Below are 23,383 nucleotides of genomic sequence, written 5' to 3' on the forward strand. Positions count from 1 at the left end.
TAACACATCAGTAAATATAAAGGATTACACATGACATTGTGGAAACGCACATTAATTGCTATCGCAGCGACTTGTACTGTCTCAATAAGCTATGCAGCATCGGTTGAACTCGATAGTGTAAAAGTGATCGTCAACGAAGGCGTGATCTTACAAAGTGACATTGATACTTCAATGAAAACACTGCGCGCAAACGCGAAGAAAAGCGGACAAACATTACCATCACAAGATGTACTGAATGAGCAAGTTCTAGAAAAGCTGATCATTGATACGATTCAAACTCAAGAAGCGGAACGTATCGGTGTTCGTATTGATGATGCTCGACTGGATCAAGCGATTGAAGGCATTGCAAAAGATAACAACCAAACAGTACAACAACTTACTGCATCGGTTGCTGAAGAAGGCCTTAGCTACAACGCATTTCGTGAGCAAGTAAGAAAAGAGATTGCAGCAAGTGAAGCTCGTAATGCCTTGGTTCGCCGCCGTATTAATATCCTTCCTGCAGAAGTAGACAACCTAGCGGACATCTTAGCGCAAGAAACCAATGCGACGGTTCAATACAAAATTGGCCACATCCAACTTCGATTCAATGATGACCAAACCAAAGAAGAATTAGAAGCACAAGCGACTGATTTAGTGGAAGAGCTAAACAACGGCAAAGACTTTAGCACCATGGCATATACATACTCTAAAGGCCCTAAAGCGTTACAAGGTGGTGATTGGGGTTGGATGCGTAAAGAAGAGATGCCTACGATTTTTGCAGACCAAATCAAAATGCAGAATAAAGGCAGCATCATCGGTCCTTTCCGAAGTGGTGTTGGCTTCCATATTCTAAAAATTGAAGACGTAAAAGGTTTGGAAACCGTTGCAGTTACCGAAGTTAATGCACGTCATATTTTGATTAAGCCAACGGTTATCTTGAGTGATGACGGTGCGAAAGAGCAGCTTGAAGAAATCACTCGTCGTGTAAACGCAGGTGAAGCGAGCTTTGGTGATCTTGCACAGCAATACAGCCAAGATCCAGGTTCAGCAGTACAAGATGGTGAGTTAGGCTACCAAACTCCAGATTTATACGTTCCTGAGTTCAAACACCAAGTAGAAACGCTACCTGAAGGTAAGATCAGTGCGCCATTCAAAACCGTGCACGGTTGGCACATTGTTGAAGTACTAGACCGTCGCGAAGTCGACCGTACCGATTCAGCATTGAAAAACAAAGCTTATCAAATTCTATTTAACCGTAAGTTCAACGAAGAAGCTGGTGCTTGGCTGCAAGAAGTAAGAGCAAGTGCCTTTGTTGAAATGGTTGAGGATGACCAAGATGACAACTAAACGTATTGTCATAACCGCAGGTGAACCCGCAGGGATAGGTCCAGATTTAACTCTGGCTCTATCTCAAGAAAGTTGGCCTCATCAACTTGTAGTCTGTGCCGACAAAACCCTACTAGCCGAGCGAGCCAAAACCCTTGGTATCGAAGTTGAGCTACTGGATTACGACGCAAACGCAGCTAAGCAATCCCAACGAGCTGGCACACTTGTCGTGAAACACGTTCCACTGGCTGAAACTGCCGTAGCTGGCCAACTCAATGAAGCGAACGGTCATTACGTATTAAATACTTTAGAAACCGCAGCAATTGGCTGTATGAATGATGAATTTGATGCTATTGTCACCGGCCCTGTTCACAAGGGTGTAATTAACCGAGCTGGCGTTGCTTTTAGCGGCCATACCGAGTTCTTTGCAGAGAAGTCCAATACACCACTGGTGGTGATGATGTTGGCAACAGAAGGGCTGCGTGTTGCGCTAGTAACAACGCACATCCCACTAGCTTATGTATCTCAAGCAGTAACCGAAGACAGATTAGAGCAAATTATTGCAATTCTGAATAAAGATTTGGTTGAAAAATTTGCTATTGAGAAACCAACTATCTACGTGTGTGGCTTGAATCCACATGCTGGTGAAGATGGTTGCTTGGGACGTGAAGAGATAGAAACCATCACCCCGACGCTAGAAAAAATTCGCCAAAAAGATGGCATCAATTTAGTTGGCCCATTGCCAGCAGATACCATCTTTAATGAAAAATATTTGCAAGATGCAGATGCTGTTTTAGGTATGTATCACGACCAAGTACTCCCGGTATTGAAATACAAAGGGTTTGGTCGCTCAGTGAACATCACGCTTGGCTTACCGTTTATTCGCACATCAGTCGACCACGGTACCGCCTTAGACTTGGCAGGGAAAGGCCAAGCCGATACAGGGAGCTTTAGAACAGCGCTCACGCACGCCATTGAATTAGTAGAGAAAAAGCAATGAGAAATGATGTCCACTTAGGGCACAAAGCGCGTAAACGTTTTGGTCAAAACTTCCTTAACGATCCATACATTATTGATGGCATCGTATCGAGCATTAACCCACTACCAGGTCAAAACTTGGTAGAGATCGGTCCTGGTCTAGGTGCAATTACTGAGCCAGTGGGTAAGCTTGTCGATAAATTTACCGTTATCGAATTGGATAGAGATCTGGCTGAACGTCTTCGCAACCATCCTGATCTGGCTGATAAGCTAACGATCTATGAAGGCGATGCAATGAAGTTCGATTTCGAACAACTTGTTAAGCCAAACAACAAGCTACGTATTTTCGGTAACTTGCCATACAACATCTCGACACCATTGATGTTCCACCTTTTTGAATTCCATAAAGACGTGCAAGACATGCACTTCATGCTTCAAAAAGAAGTGGTTAACCGATTAGCGGCCGGCCCAGGTACTAAAGCTTACGGTCGTCTTACGGTAATGGCTCAATACTACTGTAAAGTGACGCCTGTGCTAGAAGTGCCACCAACGGCCTTCGTTCCGCCACCAAAAGTTGATTCTGCAGTAGTACGCCTACAGCCATACGAAGTGCTACCTTACCCGGCAAAAGATCTGAAATGGCTAGATCGTGTATGTCGTGAAGGCTTTAACCAGCGTCGTAAAACGGTTCGTAACTGCTACAAGAGCCTAATCGACAAGGAAATACTTGAAGAGTTGGGTGTTAACCCAGGCATGCGTCCTGAGAATTTAACGCTCGAGCAGTTTGTCGACATGGCCAACTGGTTGTACGACACTCACAGCGCTGACAAATAATTCTAAAAGGCTCCTACACTTCGGTGAGGAGCCTGTTTTTTATGTAATACTTTAAAGCATACCAACAACAAAAGGTGCGAATATGGATATATCTACGCCTTGTATCAAATGTCAGGTTCACTCTAAATACATAGAGGAACAATCTGAACCAACGAAGAACCGCTACGTCTTCGCCTACATTATTACCATCAAAAACCTCAGCAAAACAACGGTTCAACTCATGTCTCGCCGCTGGCTGATTACCGACTCCAACGGCAAACAACTCACCATAGAAGGTGATGGCGTAGTTGGGCAACAACCCGTGATTGAGGCCAACGACGAATACACTTACACCAGTGGTACCGTCATCGAAACTCCTGTGGGTGTTATGCAAGGTCATTATGTGATGACTGATAACAAAGGCATCGACTTCATAACTGAAGTGGATCCATTTAGACTCGCGATCCCTAATATTCTTAATTAGCCGTACATCTGTATCTACAGGAAATTATTGTGTCGAATTATATTGTCGGAGACATCCAAGGATGCTTCGACGAACTTCAATTACTGCTTGAAACCGTCAACTTTGATAAACAACAAGATACTTTATGGGTCACCGGAGACTTAGTTGCTCGTGGCCCTAAATCCTTAGAGACGTTACGTTTTGTTCGTAGCCTTGGCAGTTCAGCGAAGGTGGTATTGGGTAACCATGATTTACATCTACTTGCGGTATCCTTAGGCCTCTTTTCAGCCAAACCAAAAGACAAGACTCAACCAATTCTTGATGCTGAAGACCGTGACCAATTGCTGGAATGGTTAAGACAACAACCCTTGATGCAAGAACACCCTGAGTTTGTCATGACACATGCAGGCATCTCACCTCAATGGAGCTTGGAACAAGCACGTACAGAGAATCGAGAGATAACGTCATTATTGAAATCGGACCGTTGGCAGTGGCTTATTGAGAACATGTACAGCAACACGCCAGATATCTGGAACAACGAGTTGCAAGGCATAGAGCGCTATCGCTATGCGATCAATAGCCTGACAAGAATGCGCTTCTGTTTTGAAGATAGCCGACTCGACATGGCATGTAAGCTACCACCGAATGAAATTACCGATGAACCACTAGTGCCATGGTTTGACCTTCCGCAACGCATAAAGCTCGATAAAACCGTTGTTTTTGGACACTGGGCTGCGCTTGAAGGCTATAACGGAAAAGATGTAATTGGACTTGATACTGGATGCGTCTGGGGAGGAGAATTGACGATACTTCGCTGGGAAGATAAGAAGTTTTTCACTCAAGATGCGCTATAGAGATACGAGATACGAGATACGAGATACGAGATACGAGATACGAGATACGAGAAGTTTGCGTTACTGTTACAGTAACGCAAACGATTTTAACTTCAGAGCTTAACGCTCGAGAATCACAAACTCCATGTTGTGTTTATTCTTCTCATCGGCTTGATAAGTTTCACTAAAGCTCTGCTTCCAACCTTCTCCCCAACTAGGGAACTGCGTGTCGCCATCCACATCAAAATCAATATAAGTCAGATAGAGCTTGTTCGCTTTAGGTAAGCAGCTTTCATAGATCGAACCGCCACCGATGATCATCACTTCATCAACATCGCTTACTAGCTCTAATGCTTGATCAATTGACGTTACCGTCGTCACACCTTCGATTTCTAAACTCTCGTCGCGGCTAATTACGACATTCAATCGACCTGGTAGAGGGCGTCCAATTGAATCATAGGTCTTACGTCCCATCACGACAGGTTTGCCCATAGTTGAGCGTTTAAACCATGCGAAATCTGCAGGTAAATGCCAAGGCATCTGATTGTCTTTACCAATTACACGGTTGTTCGCCATTGCCGCTATCATGCTGATGATCATAAATCGAAAGTCCTGTCCTTACTTGAAAATGAAGTTGAAGCTAGACGATAGGTCTACGACGGTAGAATAACAGCCCAGGCACTGCTAAGCCAACCGCAAGCCCTGCGATAATGAACATCGATTTCAAAAAGTTCTCCATCAACAATGCCAATAGTTCTGGGTTGTATCCTGCTCGGTTAATCTCAACCATGGCAATCATCGCCTTAAAGGCAAACACGCCAGGGACCATCGGAATCAAGGCTGCAACCGTAAATACTTTCGGGTGTGCTAACAATTTATGCGACCAATGCACCCCTATCATGCCGACCAATGTAGCAGCAAAGAACGTCGCCCATTCAATGGGAATGCCGAAATGCATCATTAAGTAACGGCTACCGTGGCCAATGGATCCTCCGAGAGCACAATAGATCAACGCTCGTTGCGGGACGTTAAACACCAATGCAAAACCAACCGCAGGAATCGCAGCAAAAAACATGTCGTTGAGTAACCCAACAAAAAGTTCAAAAATAGTCATTAGTTCACCCACCCCCATACGTCAGATAGGCTCATCGCTGCGACAATACCTAAGCTTGTAGCCAACGTTAATAAACTGGCCATGGTGAAGCGTGCGAGACCCATATTAATGTGGCCTTTAAGCATATCTGCTACGGAGTTAATCAAAGGAAAACCGGGCACTAGCATCAATACTGACGAAGCCATCACGATAGTGGGTTGACCACCAATATTGTAGAGCACTGCCTGAGCTGAAATGGTGGTGGTGACAAAAGCGGTAATAGCGAAATTTAATAACGGATTGAAATGGCGATGACCAATCTCTTGTCTCACGATCATACCGCAAGCCGAAGCTATAAACGTCATCATAAAGACATGCCAATCTCCGCCAGCAAGACGGCTAAAAGAAGCACACGATAGCCCTATCATTACGACAACTAACCAACGGTTGTAGCGTTCGGGACTGATCCCTTGGATCTTCTTATAAGCTAAATCATAATCAAGAATCCCTTTCTCCATCATGATACACACGCGTTGAATCTCGGTGATAACCTGCATATTAATGCCACGATCAGCACAACTTCGAGTCGTCGTTATGCAATGATCATCCATTACCGTTGTCACAACCAACGCATTGGCTGACAGTGCAACTTCAACTTCATTCACCCCACAAGCAATACCGATACGGCGCATAATGTCACCGACCAATGTGCTCTCGGCGCCATGAGCTAATAACATTTGTCCTGATTGAGCGACTAACCTTGAGATCGCTCTTTGCTTTGATGCCATGATTTCCTTCCCATAGGCGTTAATTATCTAAAGATAAATTTTGCATAAAAAACAGCAAGACGTCATGATTTAGATACAAAAAAACCGCAATTTTCATTGCGGTTTAATAAAACTATCAGCGTATCTTAGAAAAAGCGACCAAAGTGCTTATAAGAAACTACGAGGATTATTAATCACGAACATAGATAACATGACCGTCATCTTCTTCGTCATCCCAATCATCCCAGTCGTCGTCATCTTCAGTCACGACATTCTTACCGGCCATCGCATCTTTATGGTAGTCATCCCACATAAAGTTAACTTTTTCTTCTTCTTCAATTGCTTCAACTTCACGAGGTAGGTTCTCCATGAACTCACCCAGTTTAAAGCAAAGATCTTTGGTACCGATCTTGTTTACAGCAGAGATCTTGAAGTACTCGCCTTCCCAACCTAAAGCTTCGACGATTTCTTGAATCTTTTCGTCAGCTTCTTCTTCAGGCATTAGGTCAACTTTATTGAACACTAACCAACGAGGTTTCTGTGCAACTTTCTCACTGTATTGCTCAAGCTCATCGATGATCGTCAGTGCATTCTGAATAGGATCAGAACCATCGATCGGCAAAATATCGATCATATGCAGAAGAACGCGACAACGCTCAAGGTGCTTCAAGAAACGAATACCAAGACCAGCGCCATCAGCTGCGCCTTCGATCAAGCCAGGGATATCGGCAACGACGAAACTCTTCTCAGGGACAACACTTACCACACCTAAGCTAGGGATTAGCGTGGTAAACGGGTAATCAGCCACTTTTGGTTTCGCAGCAGATACTGAGCGAATAAAAGTAGATTTACCAGCGTTTGGCAAGCCAAGCATACCAACATCCGCTAATAGAAGAAGCTCTAAACGCAGTTCGCGAACTTCACCTTTAGTACCCATTGTCTTTTGACGAGGAGCACGGTTAACCGACGACTTAAAACGCGTGTTACCAAGACCGTGCCAACCACCTTTACCAACCATTACTTTTTTGCCATGTTCAGCAACTTCAGCAACGATTTCATTAGTGTGGATATCAACAGCACGAGTACCTACAGGTACTTTCATGGTCATATCTTTACCACGTTTACCCGTACAGTTACCACCGCGGCCATTTTCGCCACGCTCTGCATTGTAAAAACGTTGGAAACGGTAATCGATCAGTGTGTTTAAGTTCTCATCCGCTTGGATGTAAACATCACCGCCATCACCGCCATCACCGCCGTCAGGACCACCTTTAGCGACGAATTTTTCGCGCCAAAAGCTTACTGTACCATTACCGCCATCACCGGCTTCTATTTTTACTGATGCTTCATCAACGAATTTCATTTTTTAACTCCGCACTTACGTTGCGTTACCACTCATCAAGGAGTGATATAAATTCTAGCAGATCCGTGTTTAGATCGATCACCTAAGATCTAGATCGATCTGCAACCAAGGAACAAATAAGGAGAGGTTCTTTGCTTTCTGTTTCTTAAAAAACAAACGGCTTCTCAAAACTAAACTGCTTATCAAACACCAAATTGCTTCTCAAACTAAAGCCAGAGCGTCTACTTTTTTATTCTCGCTATAAATAAAAAACCCTGCCGAATCGGCAGGGCTTTTGAATTCAGCTTGAAAGCTAGTATAAATAATCTAATAAAAGATTAAATTACTCAGCTTCGATGCTTACAAACTTACGGTTTTTAGGACCTTTTACTGCAAATTTCACTTTACCTTCAGTAAGAGCGAAAAGAGTATGGTCTTTACCGATGCCAACGTTTGTGCCAGCGTGGAACTTAGTACCACGTTGACGAACGATGATGTTACCTGCAAGAACAGATTCACCACCAAAACGCTTAACACCAAGACGTTTGCTTTCTGAATCGCGGCCGTTATTAGTAGAACCGCCAGCTTTTTTATGTGCCATTGTTAAACTCTCCTAATACTTAAGCGTTAATGCCAGTGATTTTCACTTCTGTGAACCACTGACGGTGACCAGCTTGCTTACGCGAGTGCTTACGACGACGGAACTTAACGATTTTTACTTTATCGCCACGACCGTGTTGTACTACTTCTGCAGTAACCTTGCCACCTTCAACAAGAGGTGCACCAACAGCGATTTCTTCGCCGTTAGCAACAAGAAGAACTTTATCAAATTCTACAGTTGCACCAGTTTCAACGTCTAATTTCTCTAAACGAAGTGTTTGACCTTCGCTTACTCGGTGTTGTTTGCCACCAGATTGGAAAACAGCGTACATATTTTACTCCGCTTTTTCCGCACAGCCTATGGTTGTTAATTCTACAACTCGGGTGTGCGCTAAACTAATCAATAGGGCGCAGATTCTACGGGAATCATGCCGCTATGACAAGCCATATTTTTAAAATATTGGCGAAAACATGTTCGCCAAAGAAAAGTGCGGCAATGATGCCTTTAAGTGATGTATTAATCAACGTTTTTTAGTGTATTATTCAACAATTAAATACAACGTATAAGCCTTACAGGGTCTAACTTCAGCCGGATGAACAATGGATTTTAAAGCTATCCAAACGCTTACTGCCAATGATATGGCAAAAGTGAATGAAACAATTCAAGCCCAACTTAATTCTGACGTAAGTTTAATCAACCAGCTTGGTTTTTATATCGTTAGCGGTGGTGGCAAACGCCTACGCCCTTTGCTTGCTCTTTTATCAGCTCGTGCACTTGGTTACCAAGGTGAAGCTCACATCACCTCAGCCGCTTTTATTGAGTTTATCCACACAGCAACACTGCTTCATGACGATGTTGTCGACGAATCAGACATGCGACGTGGCAAAGCTACAGCGAATGCGGCTTTTGGTAATGCAGCTAGCGTTTTGGTTGGTGATTTTATTTACACCCGCTCATTCCAGATGATGACGACGCTTGGATCTTTAAGGATCCTTGAGCTAATGAGCGAATCAGTAAATGTGATTGCCGAGGGTGAAGTTCAACAATTGATGAACTGTAATAACCCAGACACCACAGAAGAAAGCTACATGCAGGTGATCTATTCAAAGACCGCTCGTTTGTTTGAAGCCGCAACCCAAATCGGCGCAATTCTTACAGAGTCTTCACCTGAGATCGAAACTGCGATACAAAACTACGGTAAGTACCTAGGAACAGCATTCCAGCTTATTGATGATGTGATGGACTACACCGCTGATGGTAAAGAGATGGGTAAAAATGTTGGTGATGACTTAGCAGAAGGCAAACCGACGTTACCATTACTTTACGCTATGCATAATGGCTCGCCAGACCAAGCGAGCATGATTCGTGAAGCGATTGAAAAAGCCAATGGTATGGAACGTCTCGACGACATCATGTCTGTCATGAAAGAGACAGGCTCGTTAGAGTACACGACCAATAAAGCCTATGAAGAAGCTGATAAAGCTATTGCTGAGCTTTCTATTCTTCCTGAGTCAGAATACAAGCAGGCTTTAACTACGCTAGCTCACCTTGCAGTAAAACGTAGCAAGTAAATAGAGGCTAAGCAGTAAGTAGACAGCTATGCAAAAAAGAGCCTGTTGGCTCTTTTTTTGATCCTGCTAGATAATACTCTGGGTCTCAATAACGACTCGATTCTAACGATAGAGGTAATTGCGCTTCGATCTCTTCCAGTTCTTCCAATGGAACCGCATATTGTTTATGACTATTGTAAGACTCAAACAACGCGAACTGCTCTTGCTCATCGATAACCAATATCTTGCCCAAGCGACCTAGGTAGTTAACATTCATTCCTTTTTGTACTCTAGTCATAGTTCAATACCCTAATTCTTCGTGGTTAGAAAAAGATTACGAGTGGGTTGAATACAAGGATCAAAAAAGCCGATCGCAATGATCGGCTTTCGTTAACTGTCGTTTTAGCAGAGTTCAGTTATCTATCGCTTATTTAGCGAATTCAACACCAATCTCAATATCGCCATTTAGCGTTTCTAGCATGCTGTCTAGTGCATTGCGTTCGAAGTCGCTCAGTTCACCGTAGCTAAGAATCGCTTCAGCGCCTTCTTTGCCAAGTTTAACTGGTTGTGCGAAGAATGGTGCGTGCTCGCCTTCACCTTCAACGTAGGCACACTCAATCACGTTCTCTTCGCCTTGAAGTGCTTTCACTAGAGCAAGACCGAAGCGACAAGCCGCTTGACCCATAGATAGAGTCGCACTACCGCCACCCGCTTTAGCTTCTACTACTTCAGTACCCGCGTTTTGGATGCGAGTTGTTAGCGCTGCGATTTCTTCGTCAGTAAACTCAACACCTTCAACTTGAGAAAGCAGAGGAAGGATCGTTACACCTGAGTGACCACCGATAACAGGAACACGAATGTCGCCTGGATCTTTATCTTTCAGTTCAGCAACGAACGTTTCAGAACGAATGACATCAAGAGTAGTAATACCGAATAAACGACGCTTGTCGTAAACGCCCGCTTTCTTAAGTACTTCAGCAGCGATTGGCACTGTTGTATTTACTGGGTTAGTAATGATACCAACACAAGCAGTAGGACAAGTAACGGCAATTTTTTCAGCTAGAGACTTAACAATGCCAGCGTTCACATTGAAAAGATCCGCACGATCCATACCAGGTTTACGAGCAACACCCGCAGAAATAAGCACAACATCCGCACCTTCAAGTGCTGGAGTTGGATCTTCACCCGCGTAACCTTTGATCGAAACAGGCGTTGGGATATGGCTAAGATCGGCAGCAACCCCCGGGGTTACCGGAGCGATGTCGTAAAGTGCAAGATCTGAACCAGCAGGCAGGCGGTTCTTTAGTAGTAGGGCTAGGGCTTGACCGATGCCACCAGCGGCACCAATAACAGCTACTTTCATTGTTATTCTCCTTGAGAGCTTTCTCTTATAGATTCTTTGTAGGGTAATTCTTGAGCTAAATTTAAGTTAAAAAACTATATTAATCACAAAGTGATTACAATCAATTAACGCTAGCTTTGCGACTTCGCGCAAGTCAATAAAACCGTGCTACACAGCAAGTTCGCATTATGGCGATAATCATTTGAAATGACAAAACAACTCGTCTTAAATAACACATTATCCTATTAAATTTTTACAGTGATATGACTAACAAATTACCGTGATATTTTGGCGAGAACTGAATATGTATGCGAGAATATGCAAACATCTTTGTTAATGAATAAGAATGACATATGCGCAATACAGAAAAACAAGACAACTTAGTTCGAGCTTTTAAATCACTACTAAAAGAAGAACGTTTTGGTTCGCAAGGCGAGATTGTCGATGCCCTGAAGCATGAAGGCTTTGAAAGTATCAACCAATCTAAAGTTTCGCGTATGTTAACTAAGTTTGGCGCCGTGCGAACACGCAATGCAAAAATGGAGATGGTTTATTGTCTTCCTGCTGAACTTGGTGTTCCGACGGTTTCGAGCTCTTTAAGAGAGTTAGTGTTAGATATTGATCACAACAATGCATTGGTTGTGATACACACTGGCCCTGGTGCCGCGCAGCTTATTGCTCGCTTATTAGATTCATTAGGTAAGTCAGAAGGCATACTGGGGGTAGTTGCTGGAGATGATACTATCTTCATTACTCCAACCTTATCAGTTACCACTAAGCAACTGTTCGATTCTGTATGCGAACTGTTTGAATACGCAGGATAATTGCTCACAGTTTCATAACTATCAGCCATTACTATTGGATCACAAACACCTATTTAGTTCGTGATCCAAATCACATCCTAAGATATCTATCCCGCCTCTCCCAAAAATCACTAACTCATTGATTTTAAAAAACTCAATAGCAAATAAAACACGAGATCCAACCGTCATTTGTTAGATTTTTTCGCTATATCTTTTAACATTTGAGTAATTTTCTGCCAATTTTTGATATTATTCAGCCACTTTTTCATCACATGGATTGAAAAAGGTGCCGTTTCCAAATAGGAAACTCCAGAAACGACTACACTTGTTTCAGGGTTAATAATGAATAAAGGAAGGGAAATTCATGGCATTTACCAAACTGATTAAAGTTGGGGCTATTGCAGCTGCTGTAATGGGCGCTGGCGCAGTTAACGCTCAAGAGTTCATCACAATTGGTACTGGTTCAGTAACGGGTGTTTATTACCCGACTGGTGGTGCAATTTGTAAGCTAGTGAACAAAGGCCGTAAAGACCACAACATTCGTTGTTCTGTCGAGTCTACTGGCGGTTCAATCTACAACGTTAATACCATCCGTGCTGGTGAACTAGATTTCGGTGTTGTTCAATCGGACTGGCAATACCACGGCTACAACGGTACAAGTAAGTTCAAAGACCAAGGCGAATACAAGAAACTTCGTGCTATGTTCTCTCTACATACAGAACCGTTCAACATCATCGCTCGCACCGATGCTGGTATTAACAATGTTTCAGACCTAGCTGGTAAGCGTGTCAACATTGGTAACCCTGGTTCTGGCGATCGTGCAACGATGGGTGTTGTAATGGACTCTATGGGCTGGACTAACGATAGCTTCAAGCTTGCTTCTGAACTGAAAGGTTCTGAGCGTTCACAAGCACTTTGTGATAACAAGATTGATGCATTCATCTACATGGTTGGTCACCCGAACGGATCAATTAAAGAAGCGACAACGTCTTGTGATGCAAAACTGGTTTCTGCAACAGGTCCACAGATCGACAAGATCGTAGCTGAAAACCCATACTACGCATACAGCACAGTACCTGCTGGTATGTACCGCGGTACAGATGCTGACGTAAATAGCTTCGGTGTTGCTGCAACTATGGTAACAACTTCAGACGTTTCGGATGAAGTAGCATACAACGTTGCTAAAGCAGTATTTGAAAACTTCGCAACATTCAAACGTCTGCACCCAGCATTTGCTAACCTGAAAAAAGAAGACATGGTTAAAGCGGGTATCTCTATCCCTCTTCACCCAGGTGCCGCAAAATACTACAAAGAAGTAGGTCTTCTAAAGTAACTCTACTTTAAGCCTACTAAACCAATAAGGAGGCTAGTCCTCCTTATTGGCTTTTCACGTTTTATAAAAATAATTTAAGTGAAAAGAACAACCCTTTAAGTTTCTCCAATTTGGAGGACTTACCTTCGTATCAAGCCTAAGACAAAGACGAACAAAGAACGCATTTCTCTATCCATTCACTACACTAGATAGGAAAGAAATCACGTTTAGTTGTTCGTAACAAAAGGCAGACCATCAATAATAAGGATAAAGTACATGACGCAGACAACATCACCGTCTCCAGATGTGCAAGAAATGGTGGCACAATCAGATACTGGTGCGCGTAGCCCTCGTGGTATCCAAGGCCGTATTTTATGGTTTGTGCCTCTATGTTGGTCACTGTTCCAACTTTGGTATGCATCTCCGCTGCCATTCATTTTTAACTTCGCAATTTTAAACGACACTGAAGCTCGAGCAATTCACCTTACGTTTGCTATTTTCCTAGCCTTTACCGCTTATCCAGCCATGAAGAATTCGCCTAGGGATCGCATCCCAGCTGTCGACTGGATACTAGCGCTTGTAGGTAGCTTTTCAGCTTCTTATATCTATATTTTCTATACTCAACTCGCTGAACGCTCGGGTGCACCAACAACATTCGATATTGTTGCGGCCGTATTCGGTATGGTTCTACTGCTTGAGGCAACACGACGCGCTTTAGGTCCACCTCTTATGGTTGTGGCAGCCGTCTTCCTACTTTACACCTTTGGCGGTCCACACATGCCAGACGTTATCGCCCACAAAGGTGCGAGCCTGAACAAGGCAATGTCGCATCTGTGGTTAACAACAGAAGGTGTGTTCGGTGTTGCTCTTGGCGTATCAACGTCATTTGTATTCTTGTTTGTACTGTTTGGTGCAATGCTTGAGCGCGCGGGTGCAGGTGCTTACTTCATCAAAGTGGCATTCTCTCTGCTTGGCCACATGAAGGGCGGCCCAGCGAAAGCAGCCGTTGTAGCATCTGGTTTATCTGGTCTGGTATCAGGTTCTTCGATTGCTAACGTAGTTACCACAGGTACCTTTACTATCCCGCTAATGAAGCGTGTTGGTTTCCCGGGAACAAAAGCGGGTGCAGTAGAAGTCGCAGCTTCAACCAATGGTCAATTAACACCACCGATCATGGGTGCAGCAGCATTCTTGATGGTTGAGTATGTGGGCATCTCTTACGTAGAAGTAATCAAAGCAGCACTACTGCCCGCTCTGATCTCTTACATCGCCCTGATTTACATTGTTCACTTAGAGGCATGTAAAGCAGGTATGACGGGCTTACCTCGTCGTCACACACCAACTATCGTACAAAGCCTACTGTCTTTTACGGGTACCATTTTAGGTCTGTGTGTTATCAGCGCTGCGGTTTACTACGGTGTCGGCTGGACAAAAGATGTCTTTGGTGCTGCGGCCACACCAATTGTGACTGTTGCTCTATTAGTCTCTTATGTCGCTCTGGTTCGTGTTTCTGCTAAATACGCAGCTGAAGGTGGCATGGAAATCGACGAGAACCTAACAGAAGTACCCGATCCAGGCCCAACGATTAAGTCTGGCCTTCACTTCCTACTGCCTATCGTAGTTCTAGTTTGGTGTTTAACGGTTGAACGTTTCTCTCCAGGTCTGTCGGCATTCTGGGCGACTGTGTTCATGATCTTCATTCTGATCACTCAGCGTCCTTTGATGACTCTGATGAACAAATCAGACGATCTTGCAGAGCAAACTAAAGCAGGTTTCGTTGACCTAGCAGAGAGCTTAGTTTCAGGCGCACGTAACATGATCGGTATCGGTGTAGCGACAGCTGCAGCAGGTACGGTTGTAGGCGTGGTAACACTGACAGGTATCGGCCTTGTAATGACCGATTTTGTTGAGTTCATCTCAGGCGGTAGCATCATTCTAATGTTGTTATTCACTGCGGTAATCAGCTTGATCTTAGGTATGGGCTTGCCAACAACGGCGAACTACATCGTTGTATCAACATTGATGGCACCAGTAATTGTTACCTTAGGTGCAGCGCACGGCTTGATCATTCCACTGATTGCGGTTCACTTATTCGTGTTCTACTTCGGTATTCTTGCGGACGATACACCTCCGGTAGGTTTGGCTGCATTTGCGGCCGCTGCGATTGCTAAATCAGACCCGATTCGTACCGGTATTCAAGGTTTTACCTACGATATCCGGACCGCGATATTGCCGTTCATGTTCATCTTCAACACCCAACTACTGTTGATGGGCATTGATTCTTGGTGGCACTTAGCACTGACGATTTTCTCTTCGGTTACTGCGGTACTTATCTTTGCAGCAGCGACACAAGGTTGGTGGTTCACTAAGAACAAGTGGTGGGAAACTATACTGCTTATCGTTCTGACCTTCTCTTTCTTCCGCCCTGGCTTCTGGTGGGACATGATTTATCCAGAGAAAGTTCTTTCACCTGGAGTTGAGATTGCTCAAATCACAGAAAATCTATCTGTGGGACAATCGCTTGAATTGAGAGTCGGTGGCGAAAACTTAGAAGGTAACTATTCTGAGAAAACAGTTCGCCTTCCGTTTGAAGATTCTGCGACAACAAGTGAAGACCGCATTGCTTCAATGGGCCTAATGCTGACCCAAGCTGACGACAAGATGATTGTTGATATGGTTGAGTTTGGTAGCCCTGCTGAAGCCGCTGGCATTGACTTTGATTGGGAAATTAAATCCGTTATCCAAGATGCAGAACGACCAATGAAAGAGTGGGTATTCTTACCTGCCCTATTAATTTTGATTGGTTTAGCGATGAACCAAAGAAGGCGTGCTCGTAAGGATGAGATTAGCGCGTAATGGATAGAGCCAAATAGCGCTCTACTCTATTTGGCTTTTTTACTACATGGAAAAGATAATTACAGCGCTTGGTATGTACTCGGCGCTGATCAAAAAGAGACGAATACATGTATAGACAAATCCTTGTTCCCGTTGATCTGAACGACAAAGGCTTTTCTGATAAAGCGGTCGAGCTAGCGGTATGGCACGCGAAACACAGTAATGCTGAGATCCACATTCTGAACGTATTACCGGGCATCCACATGTCGATGGTAGCGTCTTACTTCCCGAAAGATGCAGCAAACCAAATGAAGCTTGATGTTAAAAATCAGCTGAAAGAATTTGCTGATAAGCATATCGACGATGATGTGATCTATAAAGTTCACGTTGCCGAAGGCAAGACCTACACAACGATTCTTGATTGCGCAGAGAAACTAGGGGCAGATCTTATCGTGATGCCTAGTCATAAGCGTTCAAAAATCGACAAGGTTGTACTTGGTTCTGTTGCAAGCAAAGTGGTTCAGAACTCACCAATCAATGTATTGGTAGTTAAGCCGCAAGGCTAAATCACTTAATCGACACAACGATCTAAATCTAAAAAGGTTGGCCTAATAGCCAACCTTTTTAGATTTTGTGATTGCACCATTCAATTCTTCAATCAACTCACTAAGTTCTGCGGATTACCTGCAACAAACCCATCAATATTATCGATTAAGATATCAGACAGTTTTTGAATTGAACTGTCGCTGCCCCACGCCACATGTGGTGTTAGCAGTAAATTAGGTAAGTGACTGTTAGCCAATAGTGGATTCGAATTATCTGCAGGTTCTTGTGTAAACACATCCATGCCCGCACCTGCAATCTCATTACTTTTCAAAGCTTCAACTAAGGCCTGCTCATCGACAAGTCCACCACGGCCAGCATTAATTAATACCGCACTTGATTTCATCATGGTTAGCTCTCGCTCTGAAATCAGATTTCGAGTCGCTTCAGTCAATGGACAATGTAAGCTGATCGCATCCGCTTGCTGTAACACCGTATCAAAAGGTAGATACCCTTCTCGACAAGAATCAGCCCCTTTACGCTCAGTAAAGATGACATTCATACCAATCGCTTTTGCTAATATCGCGGTCGCTTGCCCTAAGCTACCACTCCCGATTAAGCCCAATGTACTGCCTGCAACATCTTGAATCGGATGAGTAAAGAAACAGAATTGTTTGTCCTTTTGCCACTCGCCAGCCTCGATATCTTGATGATAACCAACGAGGTTTCGCTTAAGCGTAAACAGCATCGCGATAACATGTTCAGGTACCGATTGAGTCGCATAGCCCTGTACGTTAGCCACTGCGATATTGTTACCCTTGCAGTACTCTACATCGACATTGTTCATACCCGTTGCTGAAACAGCTATTAGCTTAAGTTGTTGTGCTTGAGCTAAATTCGATTCGTTGAGCACAACCTTATTGGTAATAACCACATCAGCGTCTTCAACTCGTTCAGACACTTGCTCCGGCGAAGTTAAATCATACTCAACCCATTGATGTTCAAAGCTAAGATGTTTTAAATGTATTTGAGATGGGATGGTCGCTCGGTCGAGAAAGACCACTTTCAACTGCGGCATTGTACGTCCTTGAATTTATGTCAATTGAGTCATTCTAAGCTTTTAGCTTACTGTAGTCTGGAAGCTCTGGCGCAATTTCAAAGTGCTGTTCGATTTGTGGTGAAGCTTGAGGATAAAAATCACATGGCACGAAGGCTTTGAAAAGCTGATTATTAGCCGGGTGATAAAAACTGAGTTCACACGCGTGCAGAGCCAACCTATCGCTATAGTTAAAAGCATCTGGCGTTGCATAAAACTCATCACCCACAATCGGATTCCCCATCTCCATGCAGTGCACTCGCAACTGATGGGAACGTCCCGTGATAGGCAGTAGCTTCAACAATGTCGTTTGAGCCTCTTCTTGCTCTACCATATAGCGAGTCTGAGATGATTTACCATCGTCGAAACACACTTTCTGTCTAGGGCGATTCGTCCAATCGCAAATAAGAGGAAGGTCAATCAAACCTGCCTTGTCTTCCATTGAACCCCACACTCGTGCGTAATAAAGTTTGTGTGTCAGTCGATATTGAAATTGCTTCTTCAAATGCCGCTCAGCCTGTTTATGCTTAGCCAATAGCATCAAGCCTGATGTAGACATATCCAACCGATGCACAACTTGAATCTCCGGAAATTCGACAACCAACCGACTCCACATACTGTCGTAGTGCTCCGGCAGTCTCCCCGGCACCGAAAGCAGGCCTGCTGGCTTGTTCACCACAAGAATATCATCATCTTGATAGACAATATCAGTCCACGGTTCTCGTGGTGGTGTGTACTGTTCTAACGCCATTAGAGCCTCTAACTACTAAGGAAGTTTTGATTTTTTACTTCATTTCGCGATTGATCACTCGATAGGAATATAGTCGAGCGCTAAGCTTTAACCAAGCTACAGTTTAACCAAACTACAGATACAAATAAGGCCTTCATGATGAAGGCCTTATTTCGTTAAAGCATTTAGCTAATTCAAAACTAGTTGTGAGAAACCACAATCAAACGTAGCGAATCAAGCTGAACCTGAGCCTTGCTGATGTAACCTGTCAGTTCATTGATTTGAGCTTCGATAACCTCCAGTTCTTCATCACGAATGTTAGGATTAACCGCTTTAAGCGCTTGTAGGCGTTCTAGCTCACCGTTCAAGTTAGTTTGCATATCTTTCTGAGCTTGTTGACGAACTTCTTCAACCTTCGGCAGTACATGCGTCTCACCTGCTTCGATTAGCTTGTGAATCTCACCTTGTACCGAGTTCACTAGCTTGCTCGCTAAATGACGGTTTACCGGGCTTAGTTGACGGTTAAAGCTATCGAATTCAACCTGAGCAGATAAATCGTTACCACGACCATCCATCATCAAGCGAATCGGCGTCTTAGGTAGGAACTGGCTGATACCGCTGCGCTTTGGCGCTTGTGCATCAACAAGGTAAACCAACTCAAGTAGAATCGTACCCACTGGCAGCGCTTTGTTCTTCAGTAGAGATACCGCAGACGCACCCACACCTTCACTCAATAGCAGATCAATACCGCCCTGAATCATTGGGTGTTCCCAGCTAATGAAGTTCATGTCTTCACGAGAAAGCGCTGTTTCACGGTCAAACGTAATCGTTGCACCTTCATAAGGTAAGCCTGGGTAGCTTGGCACCATCATGTGTTCAGAAGGTGTCACGACTAACGCATTTTCACCCTTGTCATCTTGGTTCAGACCAATGGTATCAAACAGGCTCAGAGCGAAAGAAACTAGGTTAGTATCACCATCGGTAGAAGCAATTTTCTCTGCAATCTCATGGGCTTTATCACCACCATTTGAATGCATCTCTAGTAGGCGATCTCGGCCTTTTTCTAGATCCGATTTCAGGCTTTGATTGAGCTTCGCTGATTCTTCAATGACTTCATCAAGCTGCTCGGTGTTACCAGAAGCCAGCATTTCGATCAGTACATCAGAATACTTATCGTAAACTGTGCGACCAGTAGGACAAGTCTCTGCGAATGCATTCAGACCTTCATCGAACCAACGCGCTAGAATCGCTTGCGATGTGCCTTTTAGGTAAGGAACATGAATGTCGATATCACGCAGCTGTCCGATACGGTCCAAACGACCAATACGTTGCTCAAGCAAGTCTGGGTTGAACGGTAGATCAAACATCACTAATTGGTTAGCAAACTGGAAGTTACGACCTTCAGAGCCGATTTCGCTACAGATAAGCACCTGAGCACCGCCCTCTTCTTGAGCAAAGTAAGCCGCAGCTTTATCACGCTCTAGAATCGACATGCCTTCGTGGAATACCGTTGCACGCACGCCTTCACGCTCACGCAGTGCTTGCTCTAATTGCAAAGCAGTACTCGCACGCGACGCGATCACTAGGATCTTCTCGCTGCGCTTGTCTTGAATCTTTTCAATCAACCAGTTCACACGTGAATCGAACTGCCACCAGCTTGAGTCTTCACCTTCAAATTCTTGGAAGATCTCTTCTGGGTACAGCATCTTCATTGCACGAGCTTCTGGTGCCATCTTGCCACCGATCATGCCCGATACACGCATCGAGGTTGTGTACTGCGTTGGAATATCCATCGGCAGTAGGTTTACATTACGCTTAGGGAAGCCTTTGATTGCAGCACGTGTGTTTCTGAAAAGAACACGGCCAGTACCATGGCGATCCATAAGGTTATCAATCAGTTCTTGGCGAGCTAAGGCTTGCTCTTCTTCGCTGCTATCGCCTTCAATCACGCGGAATAGAGGCTCAACATCTTGCTCAGACAGAAGCTCTGTGATCTGGTTCTTCGCGCTATTTTCAAGCTTCACGCCAGAGAACAATGCCGTTACGGCATCAGCAACAGGAGCGTATTGGTCTTCTTCTTCAACGAAAGCTTCGTAATCGTAAAAACGATCAGGATCAAGCAGACGCAGACGCGCAAAGTGACTCTCACGACCAAGCTGTTCAGGGGTCGCTGTCAGTAGCAATACACCAGACGTGTTTTCAGCTAATCCTTCAACCACTTGGTATTCGCGGCTCGGTTTGTCTTGGCTCCACTCAAGGTGGTGTGCTTCATCGACAACCAACAAATCCCACTCACCTTCAAGTGCTTGCTCGTAGCGCTTACGGCTCTTGCGTAGGAAATCCAAAGAACACAGAACGTATTGCTGTGTATCGAATGGATTATCTGATTCTGCGAAAGATTCTATGCAACGCTCTTCATCAAAGATAGAGAAGTGCAGGTTGAAACGGCGCATCATCTCTACTAACCACTGGTGTTGTAGAGTTTCAGGAACCACAATCAGAATACGTTCAGCACGGCCAGACAACACCTGTTGGTGGATGATCATGCCCGCTTCTATGGTTTTACCTAGGCCAACTTCATCAGCCAGCAAAACGCGCGGAGCGTGACGACGACCCACTTCATGAGCGATGTATAACTGGTGAGGGATCAAGCCAGCACGCATACCACACAAGCCACGCATAGGGCTCTTGTGTTGTTGGTACTGGTTGCTCAGCGCGCGGTAACGCAACACAAAGTTATCCATACGGTCGATTTGACCTGCGTACAGCTTGTCTTGTGGCTTGTTAAAGCGGATCTGGTTGCTTAAGAAGATTTCACGCAGAGTGACTTCTGTTTCTTGGGTATCTTCGCGAGCACCTAAGTAAGTCAGCAGACCTTTGTCTTCGATAACTTCCTCGACAGACAGAGACCAACCTTCTTGGCATTCGATGACATCGCCTACATTAAACGTTACTCGGGTTACGGGAGCATCAGTACGTGCATAAACACGGTTTTCTTCTGACGCTGCAAACATTAGTGTCACTGTGCGAGCATCCATTGCTACAACGGTACCTAAACCTAAATCGCTCTCCGTATCGCTTATCCAGCGTTGCCCCAAAGCAAATGTCATGAATCGACTACCTCAATCTTATAGTTGGAATTTGGTCTTCTTAACTGCAGTTTCAAACAAGAACGTTATCCGCTCCTGAACTAAAAATATAGCCAAAAATGTCTAGTTTGCAGCCACTTTTTAAGTGCGCTCTTAATAATAAATATCTTGAGAAAATGGTGCAGAAAAAGGTCGCTAATCTTACTCGATGCTGTGATTTAGGTCACGCCTAAAGGAGACGATTTCATACTTTTTTTCTGTTTTCATAAGTGCAATCAAACTGTCAAAAAATCATGGTTATTCTATGGAGAGCAGAATGCAGCTCTCAAATGAAGTTTAGGTGAGTTGTTGACTATCACTAGAATCAGATACTAACCTTTATATGAGCTTAATCTACGTTCAATGAATGCAAGGCAAGCCGCACGTCGGCAAGGAGATGCTATGGGCGAGACCAACCGGAAGCTATTTGTTTTAGACACCAATATCCTACTTCACGAACCCTTCGCTATATTTTCTTTCCAAGAGCACGATGTCGTTATCCCAATGACAGTGCTAGAAGAACTCGACAGAATCAAAGACAGTAAAAGAGATGTTGCTCGAGATGCGAGAATTGCGATTCGAACGCTCGAAGACTTATTCAGGGAAGCCACACCAGACCAAATATCGGAAGGCATCCCTTTTTCTAAAGACATAAACGCATCTGGCAGTATTTCAATACTCGCTGACTACGAACTTCAAGAAAGCATCAAAGCCTTCGCCGATGACAAAGCTGGCGATAACCGAATCCTCAACGCAGTCCTCTATCTTCAAAATAAACGCGCGCCACGCGAAGTGGTTCTTATCACCAAAGACATCAACATGCGTTTACGAGCCAAAGGCGCCGGTGTCCGTTTTGTTGAAGACTATCAAACCGACCAATTGATTGATGATATCCAATACCTCACAAAAGGCTTCCAACAACTGGAAGGCTCATTTTGGGACGGTATCGATAATGTCGAGAGCAGAAGTTTAGGCGGAAAGACGCTGCACACCTTAGCAAGAGCGCCGTTCGAGCCAACCTTTCTCAACCAGTATGTGATTGACGAAGAAAGTGACTTTGCCGCTCGAGTCGAAGAGATTGAAACTGAAAGTATTACACTAAGAGACCTCAGTCGCGAAAGACTAATGAATCGCAGAGCATGGGACATCACACCCAAAAACGTTTATCAAGGCATGGCGATCGATGCCCTGCTCGACCCTGATATTGATCTGGTGATTCTCACTGGCGCTGCTGGTAGTGGTAAGACACTGTTAGCCATGGCTGCTGCACTTGAACAAACCATTGAGCGTAAGCAGTTCGATAAGATCATCGTAACCCGAAACACACCTGATATAGGTGAGTCGATAGGGTTTCTTCCGGGTACAGAGGAAGAGAAGATGTTACCTTGGTTAGCTGCAGTGACCGATACACTGGAAGCGCTGCACAAGAATGATCACTGCACAGAGGGCTCGATGAAGTACATCTGTGATAAAGCCAACATCCAGTTCAAATCGATTAACTTTATGCGTGGTCGTTCAATTCAGAATGCGTTTGTGCTTTTGGATGAGTGTCAGAACCTGACCGCTTCACAAATCAAAACCATCATCACCCGTTGTGGTGAAGGGACCAAGATCGTCTGCTCAGGAAACCTAGCGCAGATAGATTCTTCCTACCTAACTCCTGTGACCTCGGGGCTCACCTACATGGTCGAGCGTTTTAAAAACTTCGAAGGCAGTGCCAACATCCACCTCAATGGTGTGGTGCGTAGCCGACTGGCTGAGTTCGCGGAAGAAAACATGTAGACTCTGCGCGCTCACAGAACCAGTAACCTATAAACAAAAAGCGCCTCACAATAGAGGCGCTTTTCAA

General features: G+C 44.4%; 22 protein-coding genes. 11 read left to right on the plus strand and 11 right to left on the minus strand.

Going from position 1 to position 23,383, the window contains the following annotated elements:
* The first annotated feature begins 30 nt into the window (after positions 1-30).
* The 5 genes from surA (at position 31) to apaH (ending at position 4,413) form a co-directional block, all read left to right on the plus strand.
* Positions 31-1,326 carry a peptidylprolyl isomerase SurA gene (gene surA, locus ACED53_RS05930; protein WP_102579711.1) on the plus strand — a complete coding sequence of 432 codons (1,296 nt, stop codon included), beginning with the start codon at positions 31-33 and terminating at the stop codon, positions 1,324-1,326.
* Positions 1,316-2,305 carry a 4-hydroxythreonine-4-phosphate dehydrogenase PdxA gene (gene pdxA / locus ACED53_RS05935; protein ID WP_029406209.1) on the plus strand — a complete coding sequence of 330 codons (990 nt, stop codon included), beginning with the start codon at positions 1,316-1,318 and terminating at the stop codon, positions 2,303-2,305. Before surA ends, pdxA begins: the two co-directional genes overlap by 11 nt.
* Positions 2,302-3,117 (plus strand): 16S rRNA (adenine(1518)-N(6)/adenine(1519)-N(6))-dimethyltransferase RsmA, encoded by an 816-nt coding sequence (gene rsmA / locus ACED53_RS05940; RefSeq protein ID WP_102495644.1) that lies wholly within the window; start codon positions 2,302-2,304, stop codon positions 3,115-3,117. Before pdxA ends, rsmA begins: the two co-directional genes overlap by 4 nt.
* A gap of 82 nt (positions 3,118-3,199) precedes the next feature.
* Positions 3,200-3,580 carry a Co2+/Mg2+ efflux protein ApaG gene (gene apaG, locus ACED53_RS05945; RefSeq protein WP_004735899.1) on the plus strand — a complete coding sequence of 127 codons (381 nt, stop codon included), beginning with the start codon at positions 3,200-3,202 and terminating at the stop codon, positions 3,578-3,580.
* 29 nt (positions 3,581-3,609) lie between these two features.
* Entirely contained in the window at positions 3,610-4,413 is an 804-nt protein-coding gene (apaH, locus tag ACED53_RS05950) for a bis(5'-nucleosyl)-tetraphosphatase (symmetrical) ApaH (protein ID WP_102579710.1), read from the plus strand.
* Between the two features lie 99 nt (positions 4,414-4,512).
* Here apaH and folA read toward each other — a convergent pair whose 3' ends face one another.
* From folA to rplU, 6 genes are all read right to left on the minus strand, one after another.
* On the minus strand, positions 4,513-4,992 hold the full coding sequence (gene folA, locus ACED53_RS05955; protein WP_102579709.1) for a type 3 dihydrofolate reductase: 480 nt from the start codon (positions 4,990-4,992) through the stop codon (positions 4,513-4,515).
* Positions 4,993-5,032: 40 nt separating this feature from the next.
* On the minus strand, positions 5,033-5,506 hold the full coding sequence (locus ACED53_RS05960) for a threonine/serine exporter family protein (protein WP_009847830.1): 474 nt from the start codon (positions 5,504-5,506) through the stop codon (positions 5,033-5,035).
* Positions 5,506-6,273, minus strand: a complete 768-nt coding sequence (locus tag ACED53_RS05965) for a threonine/serine exporter ThrE family protein (protein WP_004735903.1) — start codon at positions 6,271-6,273, stop codon at positions 5,506-5,508. Before ACED53_RS05965 ends, ACED53_RS05960 begins: the two co-directional genes overlap by 1 nt.
* Before the next feature lie 169 nt (positions 6,274-6,442).
* Positions 6,443-7,615 carry an Obg family GTPase CgtA gene (gene cgtA / locus ACED53_RS05970; RefSeq protein ID WP_009847831.1) on the minus strand — a complete coding sequence of 391 codons (1,173 nt, stop codon included), beginning with the start codon at positions 7,613-7,615 and terminating at the stop codon, positions 6,443-6,445.
* Between the two features lie 322 nt (positions 7,616-7,937).
* Positions 7,938-8,195: a 50S ribosomal protein L27 gene (rpmA, locus tag ACED53_RS05975; protein WP_004735905.1), complete on the minus strand. Its 258-nt coding sequence runs from the start codon at positions 8,193-8,195 to the stop codon at positions 7,938-7,940.
* A gap of 19 nt (positions 8,196-8,214) precedes the next feature.
* On the minus strand, positions 8,215-8,526 hold the full coding sequence (gene rplU / locus ACED53_RS05980; protein ID WP_004740823.1) for a 50S ribosomal protein L21: 312 nt from the start codon (positions 8,524-8,526) through the stop codon (positions 8,215-8,217).
* A gap of 268 nt (positions 8,527-8,794) precedes the next feature.
* Here rplU and ispB point away from each other — a divergent pair, with 268 nt between their 5' ends.
* A complete protein-coding gene (ispB, locus tag ACED53_RS05985; protein WP_102579708.1) occupies positions 8,795-9,766 on the plus strand; it encodes an octaprenyl diphosphate synthase in 972 nt (323 codons plus the stop codon).
* Positions 9,767-9,851: 85 nt separating this feature from the next.
* Here the strand turns inward: ispB and ACED53_RS05990 are convergent, their stop codons facing one another.
* Both ACED53_RS05990 and mdh read right to left on the minus strand, forming a co-directional pair.
* A complete protein-coding gene (locus ACED53_RS05990) occupies positions 9,852-10,043 on the minus strand; it encodes a hypothetical protein (protein ID WP_009847833.1) in 192 nt (63 codons plus the stop codon).
* 129 nt (positions 10,044-10,172) lie between these two features.
* Entirely contained in the window at positions 10,173-11,108 is a 936-nt protein-coding gene (gene mdh / locus ACED53_RS05995) for a malate dehydrogenase (RefSeq protein WP_009847834.1), read from the minus strand.
* Between the two features lie 332 nt (positions 11,109-11,440).
* On the opposite strand from mdh, the gene argR reads away from it, so the two are divergent.
* From argR to ACED53_RS06015, 4 genes are all read left to right on the plus strand, one after another.
* Positions 11,441-11,911 carry a transcriptional regulator ArgR gene (argR, locus tag ACED53_RS06000; protein ID WP_004735909.1) on the plus strand — a complete coding sequence of 157 codons (471 nt, stop codon included), beginning with the start codon at positions 11,441-11,443 and terminating at the stop codon, positions 11,909-11,911.
* A gap of 343 nt (positions 11,912-12,254) precedes the next feature.
* Entirely contained in the window at positions 12,255-13,223 is a 969-nt protein-coding gene (locus ACED53_RS06005; RefSeq protein WP_009847835.1) for a TAXI family TRAP transporter solute-binding subunit, read from the plus strand.
* Between the two features lie 255 nt (positions 13,224-13,478).
* The gene (locus ACED53_RS06010; protein ID WP_009847836.1) at positions 13,479-16,058 is read left to right on the plus strand and encodes a TRAP transporter permease; all 2,580 of its coding nucleotides are present in this window, start codon (positions 13,479-13,481) and stop codon (positions 16,056-16,058) included.
* Positions 16,059-16,165: 107 nt separating this feature from the next.
* Entirely contained in the window at positions 16,166-16,603 is a 438-nt protein-coding gene (locus ACED53_RS06015) for a universal stress protein (protein WP_029222921.1), read from the plus strand.
* Positions 16,604-16,695: 92 nt separating this feature from the next.
* On the opposite strand, the gene ACED53_RS06020 is transcribed toward ACED53_RS06015, so the two are convergent.
* The 3 genes from ACED53_RS06020 to rapA all read right to left on the minus strand — a co-directional run bounded on the left by ACED53_RS06020 (position 16,696) and on the right by rapA (position 21,516).
* The gene (locus ACED53_RS06020; protein WP_017100847.1) at positions 16,696-17,658 is read right to left on the minus strand and encodes a D-2-hydroxyacid dehydrogenase; all 963 of its coding nucleotides are present in this window, start codon (positions 17,656-17,658) and stop codon (positions 16,696-16,698) included.
* Between the two features lie 34 nt (positions 17,659-17,692).
* Complete coding sequence (locus tag ACED53_RS06025; protein WP_017100848.1) at positions 17,693-18,427, minus strand: pseudouridine synthase; 735 nt, start codon at positions 18,425-18,427, stop codon at positions 17,693-17,695.
* 179 nt (positions 18,428-18,606) lie between these two features.
* Positions 18,607-21,516 carry an RNA polymerase-associated protein RapA gene (rapA, locus tag ACED53_RS06030; protein ID WP_017100849.1) on the minus strand — a complete coding sequence of 970 codons (2,910 nt, stop codon included), beginning with the start codon at positions 21,514-21,516 and terminating at the stop codon, positions 18,607-18,609.
* Positions 21,517-21,936: 420 nt separating this feature from the next.
* On the opposite strand from rapA, the gene ACED53_RS06035 reads away from it, so the two are divergent.
* Complete coding sequence (locus ACED53_RS06035; RefSeq protein ID WP_009847842.1) at positions 21,937-23,316, plus strand: PhoH family protein; 1,380 nt, start codon at positions 21,937-21,939, stop codon at positions 23,314-23,316.
* Positions 23,317-23,383: the final 67 nt, after the last annotated feature.

Origin of the sequence: Vibrio sp. 1F169, from assembly GCF_041439605.1 — a bacterium.
Classification (GTDB): domain Bacteria; phylum Pseudomonadota; class Gammaproteobacteria; order Enterobacterales; family Vibrionaceae; genus Vibrio; species Vibrio tasmaniensis_A.